The following is an 18,868-nucleotide window of genomic DNA, read 5'->3' as shown; positions in this document are numbered from 1 at the left end:
GAAGGAACAGAAGCCATCATGGATATTTACCAATCGGATTCCGTCCTGCAGATCTTGTCTCGGGTATTCAAGCTTCATCGCCGTCACCTGCACGAGCTGCTGCAGAATTACGAGGTTTACCCGGGGCAGCCGCCTCTGCTCATCCGCTTGTCCGAGAGAGACGGCCAAAGCCAGCACGAACTTGCCGCTCAAATGCGCGTAAAGCCCGCCACGCTTACCGTCATGATTACCCGGATGGAGAAAACCGGACTTCTCCGGCGCGGAGCCGACAGCAAGGACCAGCGGGTATCACGTGTGTATCTGACCGATAAAGGGCATCAGGCAACGACCGCCGTGAAACAAGCCCTCCGCGAAATCGAGGAAACGTGCCTGAAGGGGTTTCTGACGGAAGAGAAGCTTCTTTTCCGCCGTCTTTTGCTCCAAATGTATGAAAACTTGAAAGATATCGAGGAACAAACCGATTAGCCAGCAAATTAAAAGGAGGTGACCGCTCTGTTAGCTTTGAGCCGATATTTAAAACCTTACTGGAAAGCGGCCGTTCTCGCTCCGCTTCTGATGCTTCTTGAAGTATATATGGACCTGCTTCAGCCCAAGCTGATGGCCGACATCGTAAATCAAGGCGTAGCGGCCGGGGATCTCGCCACGATAAGAAACACGGGGCTGCTTATGCTCGGCGTGGCGCTGATCGGACTGATCGGCGGGGCCGGATGCACCGTATACTCCAGCATCGCTTCGCAAAATTTCGGCGCCGATCTGCGGGACGATCTTTTCCGGAAAACCCAGACATTCTCTTTCCGGAATCTGGACAAGTTCAAATCGGGGTCGCTCATTACGCGGCTGACCGGAGACATCGTGCAGGTCCAGACCCTCGTTCAAATGACCTTGCGTGTCCTCGTCAGAGCGCCTTTTCTCGCCATAGGCGGCGTCATTATGTCGTTTATGCTGAATCCGCGGCTTGCTTTAATTCTGGCTGCGGCCATTCCCGTTCTTTTTCTCGTGCTGTACTTGCTCATCCGCGTGTCCCAGCCCCTCTTCTTGAAGGTTCAGGAGAAGCTCGACCGGGTGAATACGGTCCTTCAGGAAAACCTGAGCGGAATCCGTGTGGTGAAAGCTTTCGTACGTTCCGATTTCGAGCGCAAACGCTTCGGCGAAGCAAACCGGGATTTCACGGATATCGCCCTGAAGGCGGCGCGGACGATCGCTTTGAACGCCCCTATCATGACGTTCATCATGAACGTCAGTTTGGTAGCCGTACTCTGGTATGGCGGCGCCCAGACTTGGAATCTTTCTTTTCCCGTGGGAGACCTGATCGCTTTTCTTAACTATGTAACCCAGGTTCTCACTTCCCTGCTTACCGTAGGCATGATGATGATGTTTGTTACAAGAGCGAGAGCTTCCGCCGGGCGCATTAATGAAGTTCTCGAAGCAGAGCCGGAGATCGCGGACAAGCCGGGCGCTTCCGCCGATGCCATCCGGGCGGGTCGTGTCGTCTTCGACCGCGTCTCTTTCGCTTACGACGAAGACGGCCGGGACCTGGCCCTTAGGGACATCAGCTTCACGGTCGAACCCGGTCAAACGCTGGCCATTCTGGGAGCGACGGGTTCCGGCAAGACTTCCCTCGTCCATCTCATTCCGCGGTTGTACGATCCCGCGGCCGGACGTGTCCTTATTGACGGAACGGACGTGAAGGACATCGCTCTGGCGCATCTGCGCAGCCGCGTAGGAATGGTCCTCCAGCAGGCCATCCTGTTCAGCGGCACCATCCGCGAGAACATTTCCTACGGCAGGCCGGACGCCACGCAGGAGGAAATCGAAGCGGCAGCCCGCGCGGCCGAGATTCATGCGTTTATCGCCGGTCTGCCGGAAGGCTACGACACCCTGCTCGGCCAGAGAGGCGTCAATCTCTCCGGGGGCCAGAAGCAGCGCATCTCGATCGCCCGCGCCCTGCTGGTCCGGCCGGCGGTCCTCATCCTCGACGATTCCACGAGCGCGGTGGACCTGGCGACCGAAGCCCGCATCCAGCAGGCGTTGAAAGAGCGGATGGCGAGCAGCACGTGCCTGCTTATCGCACAGCGCATCTCGTCGGTCGTCCACGCCGATCAGATTCTCGTGCTGGAAGACGGCCGGATCGCCGCTAGGGGCACACACGCCGAGCTGCTGGCCGCCAGTCCCGTTTACCGGGATATTTACAAATCCCAACAGGGAAGGGAGGAAGTCATCCATGGCGCATAAACCTCAAGACAACGGTTCCTCCGCGCCGGAGCCCCCGATGGGCCTAGGCGTAGGCGGTCCTGCCGGCCGGGGTCCGGTTCCCGGGGGCCCGCGCATGACGCAGAAAGTACGCGCCAAGAACACGGGCGCCACGCTCGGCAGACTGAGCCGGTATCTCGGACGCCAGCGCAAGGGACTGGCCGCGGTCGTCCTGCTGACCGTGCTCAGTGCCGGCGCCGGGCTGATCGCCCCTTATCTGCTCGGACGGGCCGTCGATGACTACATTATGCCGCGGGATTACGGCGGCCTTCTGAAAGTCTGCCTTCTTCTGCTCGGCATTTATCTGTTCAGCTCCTTAATGACCTGGTTTCAGACGTACGTTATGGCCGCCGTCTCTCAGCGCACGGTGCAGAACCTGCGCCATGACATCTTCGCTCATCTGCAGAAGCTGCCGCTGAATTTCTTCGACAGCCGGACGCACGGAGAGCTGATGAGCCGCACGACCAACGATATCGAGAACGTTTCGAACACGTTAAATCAAAGTGTCATTCAGCTCATGACCAGCGTGATTACGATTGTAGGCTCGCTTGTGCTTATGCTGTCCATGAACATCTGGCTCACGCTGGTCACGCTTCTTTCCGTGCCGGTGACCATTTATTTAACCGGGCAGATCTCCCGCCGGACCCGCACTCATTTCAAGGGCCAGCAGAAAAGCCTGGGCGAGCTGAACGGATTTATCCAGGAAACGATATCGGGCCAGAAAGTGGTTCAAGTGCTGCGCCGGGAACGCCAGACAGCCGCCCGTTTCAAAGAGATCAACGCCGAGCTGCGGGAAGCCGGAACGAAGGCGCAGATCTATTCGGGCATGGTAGGCCCCTTCAACAACGTGGTCAACAACTTCAGCTTCGCTCTTATCGCCGCAATCGGCGGATGGCTCGTAATCAGCGGCTGGACGACTCTCGGGGTCATTGTCAGCTTCTTGAATTATTCCAAGCAGTTCACGCGCCCGATCAACGATCTGGCGAATCAGTACAATCTGATCCAGTCCGGGATTGCCGGCGCCGAGCGGGTATTTGAAGTGCTCGATGCAAAGACGGAGTACCCGGACGCCCCGCAACAGGCAAAGGGCAGCTCCGCTGACGGCCGTCCTTGGAATGTGACCGGTGAAGTTGTTTTCGAAGATGTCTCCTTCTCTTACAAGCCGGGTTCCCCGATTCTTTCGGATATCTCCTTTACCGCGAAGCCGGGGGATACCATCGCTCTTGTCGGACCGACCGGAGCCGGCAAAACGACCATCGTCAACCTCCTCACCCGGTTCTATGAGATTGACGAAGGGGAGATCCGGATCGACGGAACCGATATCCGGGAGCTCGACAAGGACAGCCTCCGCGGCCAGCTCGGCATCGTTCTCCAGGACGCCTATCTGTTCTCGGACACGCTCCGCGAGAACATCCGGTACGGGCGGCTGGACGCCACCGACGAGGAAGTGGAGGCTGCGGCCAGACTGGCGAACGCCGACGGCTTCATCCGTAAGCTTCCTCAAGGCTACGGCACGCTGATGTCTTCCGAAGGCGGCAATCTCAGCCACGGCCAGCGGCAGTTGATCACGATTGCCCGCGCCATTCTCGCCGATCCGGCCGTCCTCGTTCTGGACGAAGCTACCAGCAACGTCGATACCCGGACGGAGATGCATATCCAGGAGGCGATGAGCCTGCTGATGAAAGGGCGGACCAGCTTCGTCATTGCGCACCGTCTCAGTACGATACGCGACGCCGATCTTATCCTCGTCCTTAACGGAGGAAAAATTCTAGAACGCGGTACGCACGAAGAGCTTTTGGCCGCCGGAGGGTTCTATTACGAGCTGTACAGCAGCCAGTTCCGTGACACGGTGTAAGTGCAGGGCACGACAAGAAACCTCCGGCCTCACTTATGAAAGTGGGGCCGGAGGTTTTTTCATAGAGCCAAGTCAACAAAAAAAGCCCCCACAGCCGCGATCATCCTCGTCCCCTCGGGGAGTACCGGAATGATGCGGCCGTAGAGGCCGGTCTATACTTTCGTGCAGCAATCGAACTCTTTACGCAAGTCCTTAATCGGCACCCGGATGCTTTCAGTCATTTATCGGTCACGGTCTGACGTGCCGTTAATCGTCTATACGCATCACTTCGAGCTTCAGGTACCGGTTCTTCTCCCGCTCCAGCACCGTAAATTTCACGTTGTCAAAGGTTAGGGATTCTCCTTCGGAGAGATCGTCGCGATGACCGTACAGCCATCCGCCGATGGTATCCCATCTTTCGGTTTCAAGCTCCACCAGCAGTCGGTCGTTTACGATAGGAACGGACACTTTACCGTCCAATACGAGGTGCCCTTCGCCTTTGACCAGAATCTCCGGCTCTTCCTTCATATCGAATTCGTCACGGATTTCACCGACGATTTCTTCCAGAATGTCCTCGATGGTAACCATACCCGAAGTGCCGCCGTACTCATCGATAAGAATCGCGATATGCGTGCCTTCCTTCTGCATCCTTTTCAGGAGCGCATTGACGGGAATGACCTCGGAAACCGCCATGACCGGCTGAATCAGCGTGGTGACGTCAAGCTCCTCGTCATCCTCATAAGCCAGGAAGAATTTCTTCGTGTTCACAATCCCGATCACGTTATCCTTGCTCTCTTCGACCACGGGAAAACGGGTATACTGCTGTTCTTTGATAATCGCCAGGTTCTCTTCCCGGCTCTTATTCGCGTACAGACAGATCATATCGGTGCGGGGCACCATAATATCTTTGGCGAGCATATTGTCAAAAGCAAAGATCCGGCTGACATAGCCGTACTCGGCCTGGTTAATTTTACCGCTTTCAAAACTTTCGTTAATAATAATCTGAAGCTCTTCTTCCGAGTGCGCTTCTTCATGTTCCGTTGCCGGCTTAATGCCGAATAGCTTGACAAGCTGGTTGGCGGAACCGTTCAGCACCCAGATAAAAGGATACATGACTTTGTTAAACCAGATGATCGGACGTGCGGTAAGCAACGCCACAGCCTCTGTTTTGCGGATAGCGATCGTTTTCGGAGCCAATTCGCCGATTACGACGTGAAGGAAGGTGATAATAATGAATGCGATAAGAAACGAAAGCAGTCCGGTTAACGATTCGTGCAAGTGTAAGGATTCGAAAACGGGATGCAAAATTTTCTCGACCGTCGGTTCACCCAACCAGCCTAAACCCAGAGACGTAATGGTAATGCCGAGCTGACACGCGGACAAGTATCCGTCCAGATTGGCAAGCACCTGCTTCACGGCCCTCGCGTTGCTTTTGCCTTCGGCGATCAATTGATCCACCCGGCTGCCCCGGAGCCGTACGACGGCGAATTCCACTGCCACGAAAAACGCGGAGAGTCCAATCAATAAGGCAATCATAAAAAGGTTTAACAGATAACTGTCACTTTCCATTTCGGTAATCTACTCCCTTAAACTAAAGATAACCATTCCTTACGTGGACTCTAGCCTTATGGTTTCATTTCTCGGTTCTAAAAAAACAACTTTTTTTGCGCCAATATATTGAAGACCGGAAACTGGACAAGACCTTCTGGAAAGTTATAGGATGAATAGGAATGACTTCAAAATAGAACGTTATTTCGAATAAAGGATTGGTTTAAAGATGAAAAAACAAGTTCTTATGCTCACTTCTACGCTCCTTCTGCTCGCGGGCTGCAATAGTGTGGGCGCGGGAGAGAAAATTGAAACCGCGGGAACTCCGGTTTCTACGGCCGTAACGCCCTCGTCCGGGACGGGCAAAACGTCTGCAACCGTTACGCCTTCATCAGGTACGGCAGGTACGACTGCCCCCGTCTCAACGCCCCTGGAGCTTCCATCCGTCACCCCGGTGTCTTCCATTCCGGCGAAGCCTCCGACTCAAGAGGAAAAGGGCAAGTCCGGAACACTTGCGGACGCAAGCGGGTCTATTGGCGGTGACGGTATGACGGCCTTCAATTTTAATGCCGGGGACGGTTTTCAGTTTTATCTGGAGAACAAAGGCACCCAACGCCTGTTTTATCGCGTCAACTATCCAAACGGACAAAAACAGGTAGAGAAGACGATTCTTCAACCCGGAGAGTCCCATTCGTTTGCTTATCAAAAAAGCAGTCCGGACCTGCCGGTACACGGGGTCTATACGGTGTACATGTACAACGATGACGGATCAATCATTGACTACGCGCTGGTCGTACGTATCTTAAATCTATAAAAAGAACCTCCAAACCGCTTGAATAAAGCGAATTCGGAGGTTCTTTACTATTTCTATATATTTAATGCAGGCTGCTCGAAGCCGAGTCGGCGCTGTAAGAAGCGCCTTCTCCTCGCTCTTTGCGGCCCATAAACGTTGAGATCCGCCGCTGCATCCATTTTTACAGTAACCAGCGATTTCGCACCTAGTCCCGCGTCATTTATACCCCTGCAAATGCTTGCTGAAGATATCAATCAGCTCCGGCGTTTCATCCAGTTTATATTTGCGGGCCGGCTGCTTATCTTGATCGAAATCCATATGGCTCCACCAAATCGCTGCTTTTATCTTGGGGTACTTCCCTATTTCCTCGAACATCCGTTTCACCCAGTCCGCTTTATCACCGCCGACCGAGCTTGAAGCAAATTCGGTAATCATCAGCGGCTGGTCGAACCACTGGCTGTATTGGTCGTATAAAGGCGCATATAATTCGTTGAAAGTGCTCCACTGTTCCCCCTCGTAGAACGTGCCCGTATTGTAAGCGGTAAGACCGACAACGTCTACGTAGGCATCTCCCGGATAATAAAGCAAGGGATGATTCCACTGGAAGCCTGGCTTTGACAAGTTGTTGGGGTTCCATATCCACAGCACATTGTCCACGCTGTTTTTCTCGAAGATGTCGTGCAGGTATCTCCAAACTGCAGTATAAATTTCAGGGTCCTTGGAATTATGGTAAGCGGAATAAGGAACCCAGTCCCCGTTCATTTCATTATTCAACCGGAACAGCAGTGGATGGCCGAACGCTTTGATATCCTGTGCGTATTTCGTAAAGTAATCGTCATACTTGCCGTTCAAAATGTCGTACATCACGCTGCGATTATCTTGGCCGTATTCCAACGTTTGAAGCGTCAACTCTACCAGGCGATTATCATCTCGCGCATTCTGCATAGCGTCTGCCGGAAACCCGGTAGACAGCGATTTGTATAGGGTCAACAAACTGAACGTATAATCCAGCTTCTGCTCCAGCGAATGAAGCTTGTCCATTGTTGCCGGAGCAGTCGGCTCAAAAATACCCCATTTCAACTTGTCACCCGTAAACAATTGACGATAAGCTTCTGCAGTCTCCTTATTCGTTTTTAATGCCTCTTTTTTTGTCACTTTGCCGATTTCCAGCAATCCCTTAGGTTGAATGAGGCGGAATGATTCTACGATATCCATGTCATTATCGATTGGTTGCGAAGATTTGATGAGAATGGTGTAGACTTCCTTGTCGTTTTTGACAATTTCCGCACTGGCATAGTAAGGCTTATCGTTTTCCACATGCTTCAGCTTATCGCGGTCCCATTTCAGCAAATGGACGGATAAACCGGAAATCGTCTTTGTTTCATTTTTTGTAACACGATGATCCTTGGTATTCTCGATAAACCGGTTGCCATACCCTATATACGTTTCCGCATTAGAAACGGTATCGTTGAAGTTATCGTAATACACATCGATCTGGGTGTTCTCATCGAAAAAGCGTGTCCTGACGGCAGCCAAAGCACGATCGATTTTCATCTGCTTCGGGTATTTTATTTCAAATCCGTAAGGCGAATGGGTATAAACAGCCATATGATCGGGTACGGTAACAAACCGAATAATAAGGAAACCGATCCACATAACAAAAAGAACTTTTAAAATAACGATCGTTTTTTTAAACTTCATAATTGTTTCACCGCTCCCAGAAACGAATTCCAGTCCTTCTTTTCGACTCGGCACCTCGAAAAATAGTGTTTGATTATAGAATGACTAATCAGAATACGTCTGGCGGCTCTGCCTCCTTGTGCCCTTCGCTCTGCCCCTTCAATTGACGCAGCTGTTCTTCGTACAGCGACAAGGTTTGCGCAAGCGTAATTGTCCGATCCGTTAATGCCGAAACGACCAGCGTAACATGCAGTAAGATGGACATGATGGCCAAAATAGCCAGCACATAAAGAAGAGAAGGCGCGTAAGACACCTGCAATATTCCGGCAATCCGGTCCAAGCCCTTCGGAAACAGAGAGACGAGCATCATCAAGCCGCTTAATCCAAGCCACAGAAGCGAATATTGCTCTCTCAGCCTCTTTTTACGAATCAGACCGAGAATGACAAGAGAAAAAGCCAGACTCAGCGCAAAACAAATATAAAATATCGATGCGGTCATGCCGGTCCCTCCGCTCTCGACCCGCGGGATTGCAGCAGCAAAATGGCTAGCGTGACCTTGATCATGTAGTACACCGATTTCAGCGCCGTTATGCTCGATTGCCCACACAACCGGGGACGCATGCTGACCGGGCATTCAACGAAGCGGAGCCCGTGCTTGTGCAGCAGAATGATTGCCTCCACCTCGGGATAATCTGTCGGATAATGATCTGCGAACAATGCGATCGCCCGGCGGCCGCAAAGGCGGAAACCTGATGTTGTATCGGTTGCCTTACGGCCGGTAAGCCGCGAAACGAGTATGGAGAGGAAACGAATACCGATCAGTCTCGTCCGCGTGGACTGGTAACCCTGCTTATCGAGAAAGCGGGAGCCTACGGCCATATCCGCTCCGCTTTTCGATAAAGCTTGCATCAGCTTGTACAACTCTGCCGGATCGTGCTGGCCGTCCCCGTCAATTTGCACGGCCATATTATAGCCGCCGCTTAGCGCATAACGGTATCCCGTTTGTACAGCCCCTCCGATACCAAGGTTATACGGCAAATTCAACACGGCGACGCCGGTTTGCCGAGCCCGCTCCAGCGTATCGTCCTTGGAGCCGTCGTTGACTACGACGATGTCCGCATGCGGGACGTGTGTCCGGATATTATTGATGACTTGTACGATTTGTCCGGCTTCGTTGTAAGCCGGCACGATAATCAGCATATTATTGTCAGACTGGGAATGCTGCATCGTTATCCCCCCTTGTTTTTCCTGTAAAGCGCCTGCGCCATTTGTCATAGCTCCAACACACAACGTTGATGACGACAATACAATCGACGATTATGATGAGCGGCATTGACATCACGTTGTAGCGGTATTCCGGCACGAAAGCCAGCCGGATCAGCGTCATCGTGACAACGATGACGACGAGCAGAGTCGCCGTCTGCTTCCTGCGGCAGGCTAGTGCCAGCGCAGCTGCCAATCCGAAGAAGACCAACCAGCGGTGAAAGTCATTGGGATTAACCGCGCTCGGCAGTATATTATCGTAGGGATGATGGCCACCGCCCAAATACGCACTGCCATATATGTGCTCTAGCTTACCGATCGTATACCACTTGATATAGACTTCGGGTTGCGTCGAGAAGCCCTTCTTCAATCGTTCGACAGCTACCTCCATCTCCGTTTTGCCGCTCGGATCGACTAGGTTGTCGTCATAATTTTTATCCGGATATGTGCCCGCCTTGAACGGGTTGGCTTGAGTCGCGGTAACGACCAGCTCATTAAGCGTGACGACATTACGGACCCACCACGGCATAAGGACAAGCGCAAGCCCTGCCGCCGAACAGGCAAATAGCTTTAACAAACGTTTCGTATCCCGCTTCCACAACCAGTAGAACAAATAGTTCGCAAGAAGCAATGGCATAAATTCCGGCCGGACGAGAACGGTCAGTCCCAGCAGCAGCCCAGTAACGAAGGCAAGTCGCCTAGACGGCGCCCGGAACATCCGTATTTGCGCATATATGAAGGCAAGCATAAAGAAAATGCCGAGCACTTCCGTCAACACCGCTCCGTTCGCCCAAACGAGAGGCGGATATACCGCTGCGATGAATGCGGCCAGTAGTCCCGCGATGTCATTCGACAGCTCTTTCGTCATTCGGAAAATAAGCCAAAGCGAAGCCAAACTGAATAGCATCTGTACGTAACGGACCCAAGGCAGCGGGTCATGAACTTGGTAATCGACAAGCTTGTAAACCGCCGCCAAAAAAAGCGGGTAGCCCGGCGCTATTTTCGCATTCGGCTTGGTATCGCCATACGCATAAATCCCGTCCTCCAGCAATTGTCTCGTCATCGTATCGTAATTGACCGCATCGGGGGACATTCCATGCTCGACGGACCGCAGAAAATCGACCCGCAGCCACCCCCCCACGATCAAAATAACAAGCAGCGCCACTCCGGCCACTATTTTTCGCCGCATTTCTTCATCACCCTCCGATTCATTCTTGCAGTATACAAGAGCGAAATTAACAACCGATAAGGAGCCACTTGCGAACCGCTTAAACTATTCTTAATAAAATTTAAGAGCTTTCCCCGCCCATTCGACCCCCTAAAGAAGCGCAAAAAAAAAGCCCGTCAGTAACGGCCTTTGTCTTCTATATGATCTATTTCGTTGGCAGCTATAAGGGCAACCCTGCTTCGAACACCGCTTGCCCGCGACTCTCCGTCTGTAAAAAAAAACCGGACCGCTCGAATAAAGCGATCCGGAGGTATTTTGCACTCCTTGGGTTAATGCAGGCTGCTCGAAGCCGAGTCGGCGCCGTAAGAAGAGTCTTCTCCGCGTTCTTTGCGGCCCATAAACGGCCACCAGTTGGCCGGTCCGAACATCCGCACCATGACCGGGATAAACAGCGGCAGCATGATAAGCGCGTACAGGAACAGTCCGCACAGTACAATCGTGGCGATCTGCAGCAGGGACATGACGCCCGAAGGCAGCATGGCCGCAAAGGTTCCGCCCAGGATGAGGGCGGCGGACATAATGACCGTCCCCATGTTTTTCATCGCTTCCAGAATCGCCTGCTGCGGAGACAGATGACGGTATTCTTTGAACCGGTCCATGAGGAAAATGCTGTAGTCGATTCCGAGCGCCATCAGCATCACGAAACCGAAGAACGGAACGGCCCAGGAAATCCCGGAGTATCCGAGCATCCGCACGAAAATCACTTCCGTAATCGCCATGGACGTGTAGTACGTCAGCAGGAGCGAAAGAATCAGATAGATCGGAATGACAATCGAACGGAACAGGACGATCAAGATAAGCGCGATCCCGATCAGCATGAGCATCGCGGTACGCGAGTAGTCCGCTGCGGAGATGTTTTTCAAGTCGTTGTTCATGCTTGTCACACCGTCTACGGCATAAGCCGCATTCTGGAGCGGAGTTCCTTTAACGGCGCGTTCCACTGCCGCCGTAAGCTCTCCGGACTGCTCCAGCGTCTTGACTTCGTACGGGTTGCCTTCGAAGATGACTTCGAACTTCGCGATCTTGCGGTCCTTGGACATGTACGCATCAAGCGAAGGCTGGAACTCCGCTCCGGAGATGACGTCCTGCGGCATAAACCAGCCGCTGATCTGCTTGTTCGGCGCGGCCGACAGCTCCTTCAGGTAGTCCTGAGCGGATTTCAGGCCGCCGGATACTTGCGACAAGCCGTTTACGCTCTTGTCGAGGCCGCCCGTCAGCTCGCCGAGCTGGCCGTTCAGTTGGGCGAAGCCCTGCTGAAGCTCTTTCTGCCCGCTGTTCAGCTTGTCGAAGCCCTTGGTCAGCTCGGGCAGCTTCGCGACGATCTGGCCTTGGCCGTCGGCCGCCTGATCAATGCCCGCCTGCAGCTTGGCGATGCCGTCGGAGAGCTGAGCCAGCCCCTGCGCGAGTGCAGCCTGCCCGGCTGCGGCCTTCTCGAAGCCCGCGTTGGCCTGCTGAAGGCCCTGGTTGGCACCGGCAAGCTGCTGGTTCAGCTGCTTCAGCCCTTCGCCGAGCTGCGCCGCGCCCGTCTGAAGCTGGGTCACCACGCCCTGCGTCTTGAGGAAGTCGGGGTCCGACTTCAGCTCGGGGTACTTCTGCGCGAGGCCACCCAGCCCCTTGCCGACATCGCCGAGCCCTTGGGCCAGGCCGGAGGCCTGCGAGGCGACGTCGCCGTAAGCTTGGGTCAGCTGGCCGAGGCCGCCGCCGACCTGCTTGTAGCCGGCAAGCAGGTCATTGCTCGCCGCGGCGAGCTGATCCGCGCTTGCCTTGGCCTGCGCGAGGCCCGAGCGGAGCTCTCCCGCACCGGCGGAACCGCTGCGCAGGCCCGCCTCCAGGCGCTCCAGCCCGTCGCCGAGCTGCACGACGCCCGTCTTGAGGGCGTTCGTGCCGTCCACGAGCTGCTTCGCGCCGTTAGCGGCCTCGTTGAGCTTAGGCGCATTGGCGCTCAGCGCACCGCTCGCTTCGGAGAGGCCTTTGCCGATCTCTCCGAGGCCGTCGCCGCTTTTGCCGATGCCGCCCTCAAGCTTGTCGACCTGGTTCGATACCTGCAGATCGTCAAGCGGCTCTCCCGTCGGACGGGTTACGCTGCGGACGTTCTTCACGCCGTCGACCTTCGCCAGCTCGCGCGTGATCTGCTCGACCGCCGCCAGCCCTTCCGAGTTATTGAGCGGCTTGTCGGTTTTCACGACGACGGTCGAAGGAAGCGTATCTCCGGGGCCGAAGCTGGAGGAGATCAGGTTAAACGCTTTGACCGAATCGTATTTCTCCCCGATTTCATCCAGGGAGTTAAACGAGGTCGACCCCTTGTACGCCACCAGGAAAGGAACGATAATGACCGCGAGGATCACTAGGGACCACAGCGGTTTTTTTAACGAAAAAGAACCTACGGCGCCCCACAGGCGGCTCGGTTTATGCTCCAGGGAGCCTCTGGCCGGCCAGAAAATCACTTTGCCCAGAACAGCCATAAAGAACGGCACGAGCGTGACCAGCGCAAGCAGCATCACGGCTACGCCGACCGCAACCGCAACCGCCGACCGGTAAAGGACGAAGGTCGAGAGACCGATGGAAGCGAATCCGACCAGAACCGCGAGACCCGAGAAAAATACGGTCCGTCCCGCTGTCCGGTACGTGGCGAGAATCGCCTCCGTTTTATCTCCGGAATGGGCAAGCTCTTCCTTGAAGCGGGAAATGAGCAGAATGCAGTAATCGGTCCCGATCCCGAATAAAACGGCGACGAGGAATATCTGCGTAAAGTTCGACAGCGGGAAATCCGCATATTTCACGAGAAAAGCCACAACGGATTGCGAGACCAGATAGCTGAAGCCCACCGTCAAAAGCGGAATAAACGGCGCTACGGCCGAGCGGAATACGATGAAGAGAATGGCCAGGATGAAAATAACGGTGATATACTCCGTTTTCTTCAGCCCCTCCTGGGAGCTTGCCATTACGTCTTCCTGGATCAGCCAGTTTCCGGTGTAATAGTGCTCCACCTTAACGTCGGAAACCGTTCCGTACAGCGCGTCGCGGACTTCTTTGGCTTCCCGGCCGTCTTTGGCCGTGTTCACCAGCACGAGTACGGTTTTGCCGTCCTCGGACACCATCTGCTTTTCCAGTTCCTTGTTGTCAAAATGCGTCATCACGCTGCTGACGCCCGCGGAATCCTTGGCGTTCTTGAGCTTGTCGACCCCGCGCTTGATCTCGTCAAGCTGGGCCTGCGTCAGTTTCTCGGTTCCGTGAAAAACGAGAACCGAGGACCGTTCTCCCTCCGCCTCCGGAGAGCCTTTCTTCATTTCCTCGATCAGTTTGGCCGCCTTCGTGGAGGAATACCCTTCCGGTACGGTAATCTGCCCTTTCTCCCGGACCAGCGATTCCATGTTCGGCGCCGTCAGCATCAGACCCGCCGCTACGGCGATCCACAGCACCAATACGAGCCATCTGAGCTTTAATACGGTTCTCATCCCTTGTGTCTGCTCCCCTCATCCGGCTGCTGGACCAAAACGTCCGCCAGTTTCTCAAAGGTCTCTATAAACGTTATTGCTTCCTGCCCGTCAAAATGTTTAATCACGCCGGCCAATAATTCCTGAATGCGAAGCCGCATGTCGTTCACGGCCGCGGTTCCCTTGTCCGTCAGCGCCAAATAAGTCACTCTGCGATCCTTGTCGTCCGGCAGCCGGGCAATAAGTTCCTTGTCGACAAGACGGGTGATAATCGCCGTAATGGAGCTCTTTCCGACGCAAAAAATTTCCGCCAGCTCAGAAGAGGTACATTGGCCCCGGCGCTGCAAATAACGGAGGGTGGCGTACTGCTCCTGCGTCAGCTCTTCCGGCATCCGGTCCTTAATCATGGCGTTGAGCCGCCGGTTCACCGTAAAAATCGTGCTTTCGTAACGGTCGATAATCTGTGACAATAAGTTTTCGTCCATAATAACCCCTTTCGATGTTCCAGCTGTGCCTTCTATATAGTTCTATTATCATATAGTTCTACTATACAATTATTCAATGAGAGAACTATAACAAATATTGCCTGGGCCGTCAACAAAGCCCGGTGAAGGAATACTGCGGTTATCTTCATTGGGGCAGCCAAATACCAAAAAGACTCCTCGTCCCGGAAGACCGCTGTCTGTCCGACAGGCTCTTCCGGCAAGGAGTCTCTTGCCTACCTTATTTCATCCTTCAATCTCGTCTGCCGTTATCAGCGGACAAGCTCGGGAGTTTTTTCGTCAATCGGCACAGTCGCGTCATGCAGATCCCGCTCCAGCTCTGCGGTATAAGCGGCGCGCTGCTCTTCCGTCCAGTTGAACCGGGATGCCATGTAATGGATCACCGGATCTTTCCAGGCTCTCACCCACTTGATGTTGAAGAACACCGCGCCCGTCCGGCGGACGAAGAAATCCGAAGGCTTCACGGTCATTTCCTGCTCGATGGAATACACGAGCGCACCGAACAGCGCGGCCGGCATCCGGAACGTCTCCGCTTCCGCCCGCTTCGTATCGATCAGACGATACACTTTGTCGATGTTGGAGCCGTAGCGCTGGGCAAGCAGACGGGCTTCCATCACCGTCAGCCCGATCTTCTGCCCTTCCGCGACCTTCTGCTCCACGAACTGCGGGTAGCGGACGGACCCGCCTACGTCGCCGCCCGCAATGGGAAGCGTTCTCGTCCGGCATTCCGACACCTGAATGCCGCCCTCTTCCTGAAGCTGGCGGACGACCAGGTCCACGACCGTCTCGGCCATTTTCCGGTACCCGGTCAATTTGCCCCCCGCAATGGAGATCAAGCCGGAGTCCGAAACGAAGATTTCGTCCTTGCGCGAGATCTCCGAAGGGTCCTTGCCCTCCTGGTGAATGAGCGGACGGAGACCGGCCCAGCTGGACTCGACGTCCCCCTCGGTCAGCCGGAGGCTCGGGAACATCTCGTTGGCCGCACGGATGATATACGTCCGGTCTTCCGTGGTCATGACCGGATGAGCGATATCCTCCTTATAGTTCGTATCGGTCGTGCCGATGTAGGTTTTGCCGTCTCTCGGAATGGCGAACAGCATTCGGCCGTCCGGCGTATCGAAGTAAATCGCCTGCCGCAGCGGGAACCGCTCCCCGTCGAAGACAAGGTGGACGCCTTTCGTCAGACGAAGCGTCTTTCCTTTCTTCGAGCCGTCGCGCTCGCGGAGAGTGTCCACCCACGGTCCGGCCGCATTGACGATCCGCTTCGCCCGGATCAAGTGCGTTTCACCGGACAACTGGTCGGCCACGCGGACGCCGGTCACCCGGCCGTTCTCGTACTCGAAAGCCTCCACTTTCGCATAGGACACGGCCTGCACGCCGAACTCGACGGCTTTCTTCATCACTTCGATCGTCAGACGCGCATCGTCCGTACGATATTCGACGTAGTAGCCGCCGCCTTTCAGATGCTTCTCCTTGAGCAGCGGCTCTTTATCCAGCGTTTCCTGCGGGCTCAGCATGCTGCGGCGCTCGCTCTTCTTCACGCCGGCCAGGAAATCGTATACCCGCAGGCCGATGGACGTTGAGAAAGCCCCGAACGTTCCGCCCTGATAGAAGGGCAGCAGCATCCATTCGGGCGTCGTTACATGCGGGCCGTTCTCGTATACGATAGCCCTCTCCTTGCCGACTTCCGCCACAACCTTGACTTCCAGCTGCTTCAGGTAACGCAGCCCTCCGTGGACAAGCTTGGTCGAGCGGCTCGACGTACCCTGCGCGAAGTCCTGCATATCGACCAGCGCCGTTTTCAGTCCCCGGGACTGGGCATCGAGTGCAATCCCCGCGCCCGTAATGCCTCCGCCGATCACGAGCACGTCAAATATCCGGTCTTCCATTCTCCATAGGTTTTCTTTTCTTGTATCTCCCGAAAAAGCTGTCTCCATGTTGCTCTCCCCTCTGAGATAAACAAAAAAACCACAAACATGCCGGCTACGTCCCTAGGACGTAACGGCTGTCGTGGTTTCTCCTGATCTCCAACCAAATGTATGAACTTATGTGATCATTTTACCATATTCCATCCGAACTTGAAAGCAATACGGCCAAAACGGGCTCACGCCTGATAGTGTTTCCAAAGCGAGCTGTCCGAGGTTGTCACGGCCGTGGCGCCCGCCTCCAGCGCGTTCTCGACATCGCTTACGGTCCGGATCAAGCCACCTGCAACAATTGGGATGCCGGTAGCTTCGCCGACCTCCTTGATGATGTGGGGCATGACTCCCGGGAGGACCTCGATGTAATCCGGCTTCGTCCTCTCCAGAAGCGTGTAGCTTTTGCGAAGGGCGCTGGAATCGAGGAGAAAGAGCCGCTGGATCGCCAGCAGTCCGTTCTCCTTCGTCTTCATGATGACGCTCGCACGCGTCGAAATCAGCCCGGTGGGCTTGATGTATTGGCAGAGGTACTCCGTCGCGTACTCGTCGTTCTTCAGCCCCTCCACAAGATCCACATGCAGAAGCGGCTTTTTGCCGTGGGATTTCGCCAGGTCCACAAGGCTTTTCAGCATGCCGATATGGCAGTCGAGCAGCACGATGTACTGGAACGGAGATGTCAGCAGCTTCTCCAGATCCTTGATTTTGCGAACAGCGGGCAGAACCCTCTGGTTGTTAAACGACATGGGCTTAACTCCTTTACTGCGGACTTACGAGCTGATCGTTTCGACCTCAACGGCCACCACGTCCGTGATGTGCTTGATCTTGGAATAAATGACCGTGGTCCGGTGCCTCTCCGGCGCGGAGACGACCAGCTGGATTTGCCTCAGTTCGTCCTTCAAGTCCTTGATCTTGATGTGCTTCACTTTCAGGAACTCCTGGTGAAGCTCGTCGATGACGTAGGAAAGGTCGGCACTGGGGCTTACAATGATAAGAATGGCCAGGTTCCGCTCGCTCAGCTTGCGGGGCCCGAACCATTTGAAGAAGAGCGGAATCAGGTTGATCGCCATAATGATCAGCACGACCGCCGTAGCCGCTTCCTTGTAAAAGCCCGCGCCCGCGGCGATTCCGAGCGCCGAAGCCGCCCATACCATCGCCGCGGTAGTCAGGCCGGAGATGATCTCGTTGCTGCGCCGCAGAATAACTCCGGCGCCGATAAAACCGACGCCGCTGATGATCTGCGCGGCCAGACGCATCGGGTCCATATTCGTCGTCCCGGGAATGGCATACTTATGGACGGATTCGATGGACACGATGGTAATCAGACAGCTGGCAACCGAGATGACCATGCTCGTTTTGAGACCGAGCGGTTTATGCTTGAGCTGGCGGTCGATCCCGATAAAGGCTCCGAGGATGAGCGCCATAAAAAGCTTTTGAAGAAAAATGTAACTCATGCTGTACTCACTCCGCCGCTCCGCCTTGGAGCAAATCTTTCAGTCGGCCGGGATAATCGGTGATGATCCCAGACACCCCTTTGCCGGTCAATTCCTTTAAATCTTGGATTTCGTTCGCCGTGTACGGATACACTTGCAGTCCGTTCTCCGCTGCCTTCACGACATCTTCCGCATCAATCGCCTTGTAATGGGGATGCAGGGAATAGACTTCCACATCGAAGCTGCGCGCGTATGCGGTCGGGTCCAGCAGGTTATTGGCATACAGCAGACCGATTTTCGCCTTGGGCTCGATCAGCTTTAGGCGTCTGAGGCATTTGTGATCGAAAGAGGAAGTCACCACGTTGTCGATCCGCCCGCGTTCATTCAGAAAATCCGCCAGCTTCTGTTCCATGCCGTTACCGGGCGCCTTGATTTCGACATTGATCATGATCGAGTCGGGCACCAGATCGAAAACTTCCCCCAGTGTAGGCACTTTCTCCCCTTTGTAGGCTTCCGAGTACCAGGAGCCGGCATCGGCTTCTTTGATCTCGGCCAGCGTTTTCTCCGCGACAGCTCCCTGTCTGTCCGTGGTCCGGTCCAGCGTATGGTCATGGATCACGATCAATTCACCGTCGACGGACAGATGGACGTCAAGCTCAATACCCTCGCAGCCCTGCTCGAGTCCCAGCTTGAAAGCGCCGAGCGTATTCTCGGGTGCCATTCCTCTGGCCCCGCGATGCGCGATAATCATCGGTTTGTTTGCTGTCATGGTAATTCCCTACTCCCTCCGAAGCGTCGTTGTAATGGAATCTGTGGACGTAATCCGCCGTCTTCCTAAGTGTACTTCTCTTTCCGGGATAAAATATCCTCTCGCGGACAATTCCATACGGCTTTACCAAATCGTTACATTACCCATTGCGGCGAATAGAAAAAACACATAAGCCACCTGTCGCCAGACAAGCAACTTATGTGAGTCTCCTAGTCTC

The 18,868-nt window shown here is 54.7% G+C and carries 15 protein-coding genes; 4 read left to right on the top strand and 11 right to left on the bottom strand.

What is annotated here, in order from left to right; translation table 11 throughout:
- Positions 1–18 precede the first annotated feature (18 nt).
- The 3 genes from KVT34_RS20975 to KVT34_RS20965 all read left to right on the top strand — a co-directional run bounded on the left by KVT34_RS20975 (position 19) and on the right by KVT34_RS20965 (position 4,105).
- Positions 19–465 (top strand): MarR family winged helix-turn-helix transcriptional regulator, encoded by a 447-nt coding sequence (locus KVT34_RS20975; RefSeq protein WP_217560788.1) that lies wholly within the window; start codon positions 19–21, stop codon positions 463–465.
- Positions 466–555: 90 nt separating this feature from the next.
- Positions 556–2,232, top strand: a complete 1,677-nt coding sequence (locus KVT34_RS20970; protein WP_483311449.1) for an ABC transporter ATP-binding protein — start codon at positions 556–558, stop codon at positions 2,230–2,232.
- Positions 2,222–4,105: an ABC transporter ATP-binding protein gene (locus KVT34_RS20965; RefSeq protein ID WP_217560787.1), complete on the top strand. Its 1,884-nt coding sequence runs from the start codon at positions 2,222–2,224 to the stop codon at positions 4,103–4,105. Before KVT34_RS20970 ends, KVT34_RS20965 begins: the two co-directional genes overlap by 11 nt.
- A 246-nt stretch (positions 4,106–4,351) precedes the next feature.
- Here KVT34_RS20965 and KVT34_RS20960 read toward each other — a convergent pair whose 3' ends face one another.
- On the bottom strand, positions 4,352–5,653 hold the full coding sequence (locus KVT34_RS20960) for a hemolysin family protein (RefSeq protein WP_217560786.1): 1,302 nt from the start codon (positions 5,651–5,653) through the stop codon (positions 4,352–4,354).
- Positions 5,654–5,861: 208 nt separating this feature from the next.
- On the opposite strand from KVT34_RS20960, the gene KVT34_RS20955 reads away from it, so the two are divergent.
- Positions 5,862–6,446, top strand: a complete 585-nt coding sequence (locus KVT34_RS20955; RefSeq protein ID WP_217560785.1) for a hypothetical protein — start codon at positions 5,862–5,864, stop codon at positions 6,444–6,446.
- A 195-nt stretch (positions 6,447–6,641) separates the two neighbouring features.
- Here KVT34_RS20955 and KVT34_RS20950 read toward each other — a convergent pair whose 3' ends face one another.
- The 10 genes from KVT34_RS20950 to KVT34_RS20905 form a co-directional block, all read right to left on the bottom strand.
- The gene (locus tag KVT34_RS20950; protein WP_217560784.1) at positions 6,642–8,126 is read right to left on the bottom strand and encodes a glycoside hydrolase family 26 protein; all 1,485 of its coding nucleotides are present in this window, start codon (positions 8,124–8,126) and stop codon (positions 6,642–6,644) included.
- 88 nt (positions 8,127–8,214) lie between these two features.
- Complete coding sequence (locus KVT34_RS20945) at positions 8,215–8,604, bottom strand: DUF2304 domain-containing protein (protein WP_217560783.1); 390 nt, start codon at positions 8,602–8,604, stop codon at positions 8,215–8,217.
- On the bottom strand, positions 8,601–9,332 hold the full coding sequence (locus KVT34_RS20940; RefSeq protein ID WP_217560782.1) for a glycosyltransferase family 2 protein: 732 nt from the start codon (positions 9,330–9,332) through the stop codon (positions 8,601–8,603). Before KVT34_RS20940 ends, KVT34_RS20945 begins: the two co-directional genes overlap by 4 nt.
- Positions 9,313–10,557, bottom strand: coding sequence for an ArnT family glycosyltransferase (locus tag KVT34_RS20935; protein ID WP_217560780.1), 1,245 nt, complete (start codon positions 10,555–10,557; stop codon positions 9,313–9,315). Before KVT34_RS20935 ends, KVT34_RS20940 begins: the two co-directional genes overlap by 20 nt.
- A 308-nt stretch (positions 10,558–10,865) precedes the next feature.
- A complete protein-coding gene (locus tag KVT34_RS20930) occupies positions 10,866–14,051 on the bottom strand; it encodes an MMPL family transporter (RefSeq protein ID WP_217560779.1) in 3,186 nt (1,061 codons plus the stop codon).
- Positions 14,048–14,515, bottom strand: coding sequence for a MarR family winged helix-turn-helix transcriptional regulator (locus KVT34_RS20925; protein WP_217560778.1), 468 nt, complete (start codon positions 14,513–14,515; stop codon positions 14,048–14,050). Before KVT34_RS20925 ends, KVT34_RS20930 begins: the two co-directional genes overlap by 4 nt.
- A 269-nt stretch (positions 14,516–14,784) precedes the next feature.
- Entirely contained in the window at positions 14,785–16,470 is a 1,686-nt protein-coding gene (locus tag KVT34_RS20920; RefSeq protein ID WP_483311448.1) for a glycerol-3-phosphate dehydrogenase/oxidase, read from the bottom strand.
- Positions 16,471–16,637: 167 nt separating this feature from the next.
- A complete protein-coding gene (locus KVT34_RS20915; protein ID WP_009675896.1) occupies positions 16,638–17,195 on the bottom strand; it encodes a glycerol-3-phosphate responsive antiterminator in 558 nt (185 codons plus the stop codon).
- Between the two features lie 24 nt (positions 17,196–17,219).
- Entirely contained in the window at positions 17,220–17,903 is a 684-nt protein-coding gene (locus tag KVT34_RS20910) for an MgtC/SapB family protein (RefSeq protein WP_217560777.1), read from the bottom strand.
- 7 nt (positions 17,904–17,910) lie between these two features.
- Entirely contained in the window at positions 17,911–18,651 is a 741-nt protein-coding gene (locus KVT34_RS20905) for a glycerophosphodiester phosphodiesterase (RefSeq protein ID WP_217560776.1), read from the bottom strand.
- Positions 18,652–18,868 lie beyond the last annotated feature (217 nt).

Source organism: Paenibacillus sp. GbtcB18 (assembly GCF_019091125.1).
GTDB classification, from domain to species: domain Bacteria; phylum Bacillota; class Bacilli; order Paenibacillales; family NBRC-103111; genus Paenibacillus_F; species Paenibacillus_F chitinolyticus.
Note: the sequence above shows the minus strand (reverse complement) of the source record. Positions and strands in the feature narration are given on the sequence as shown.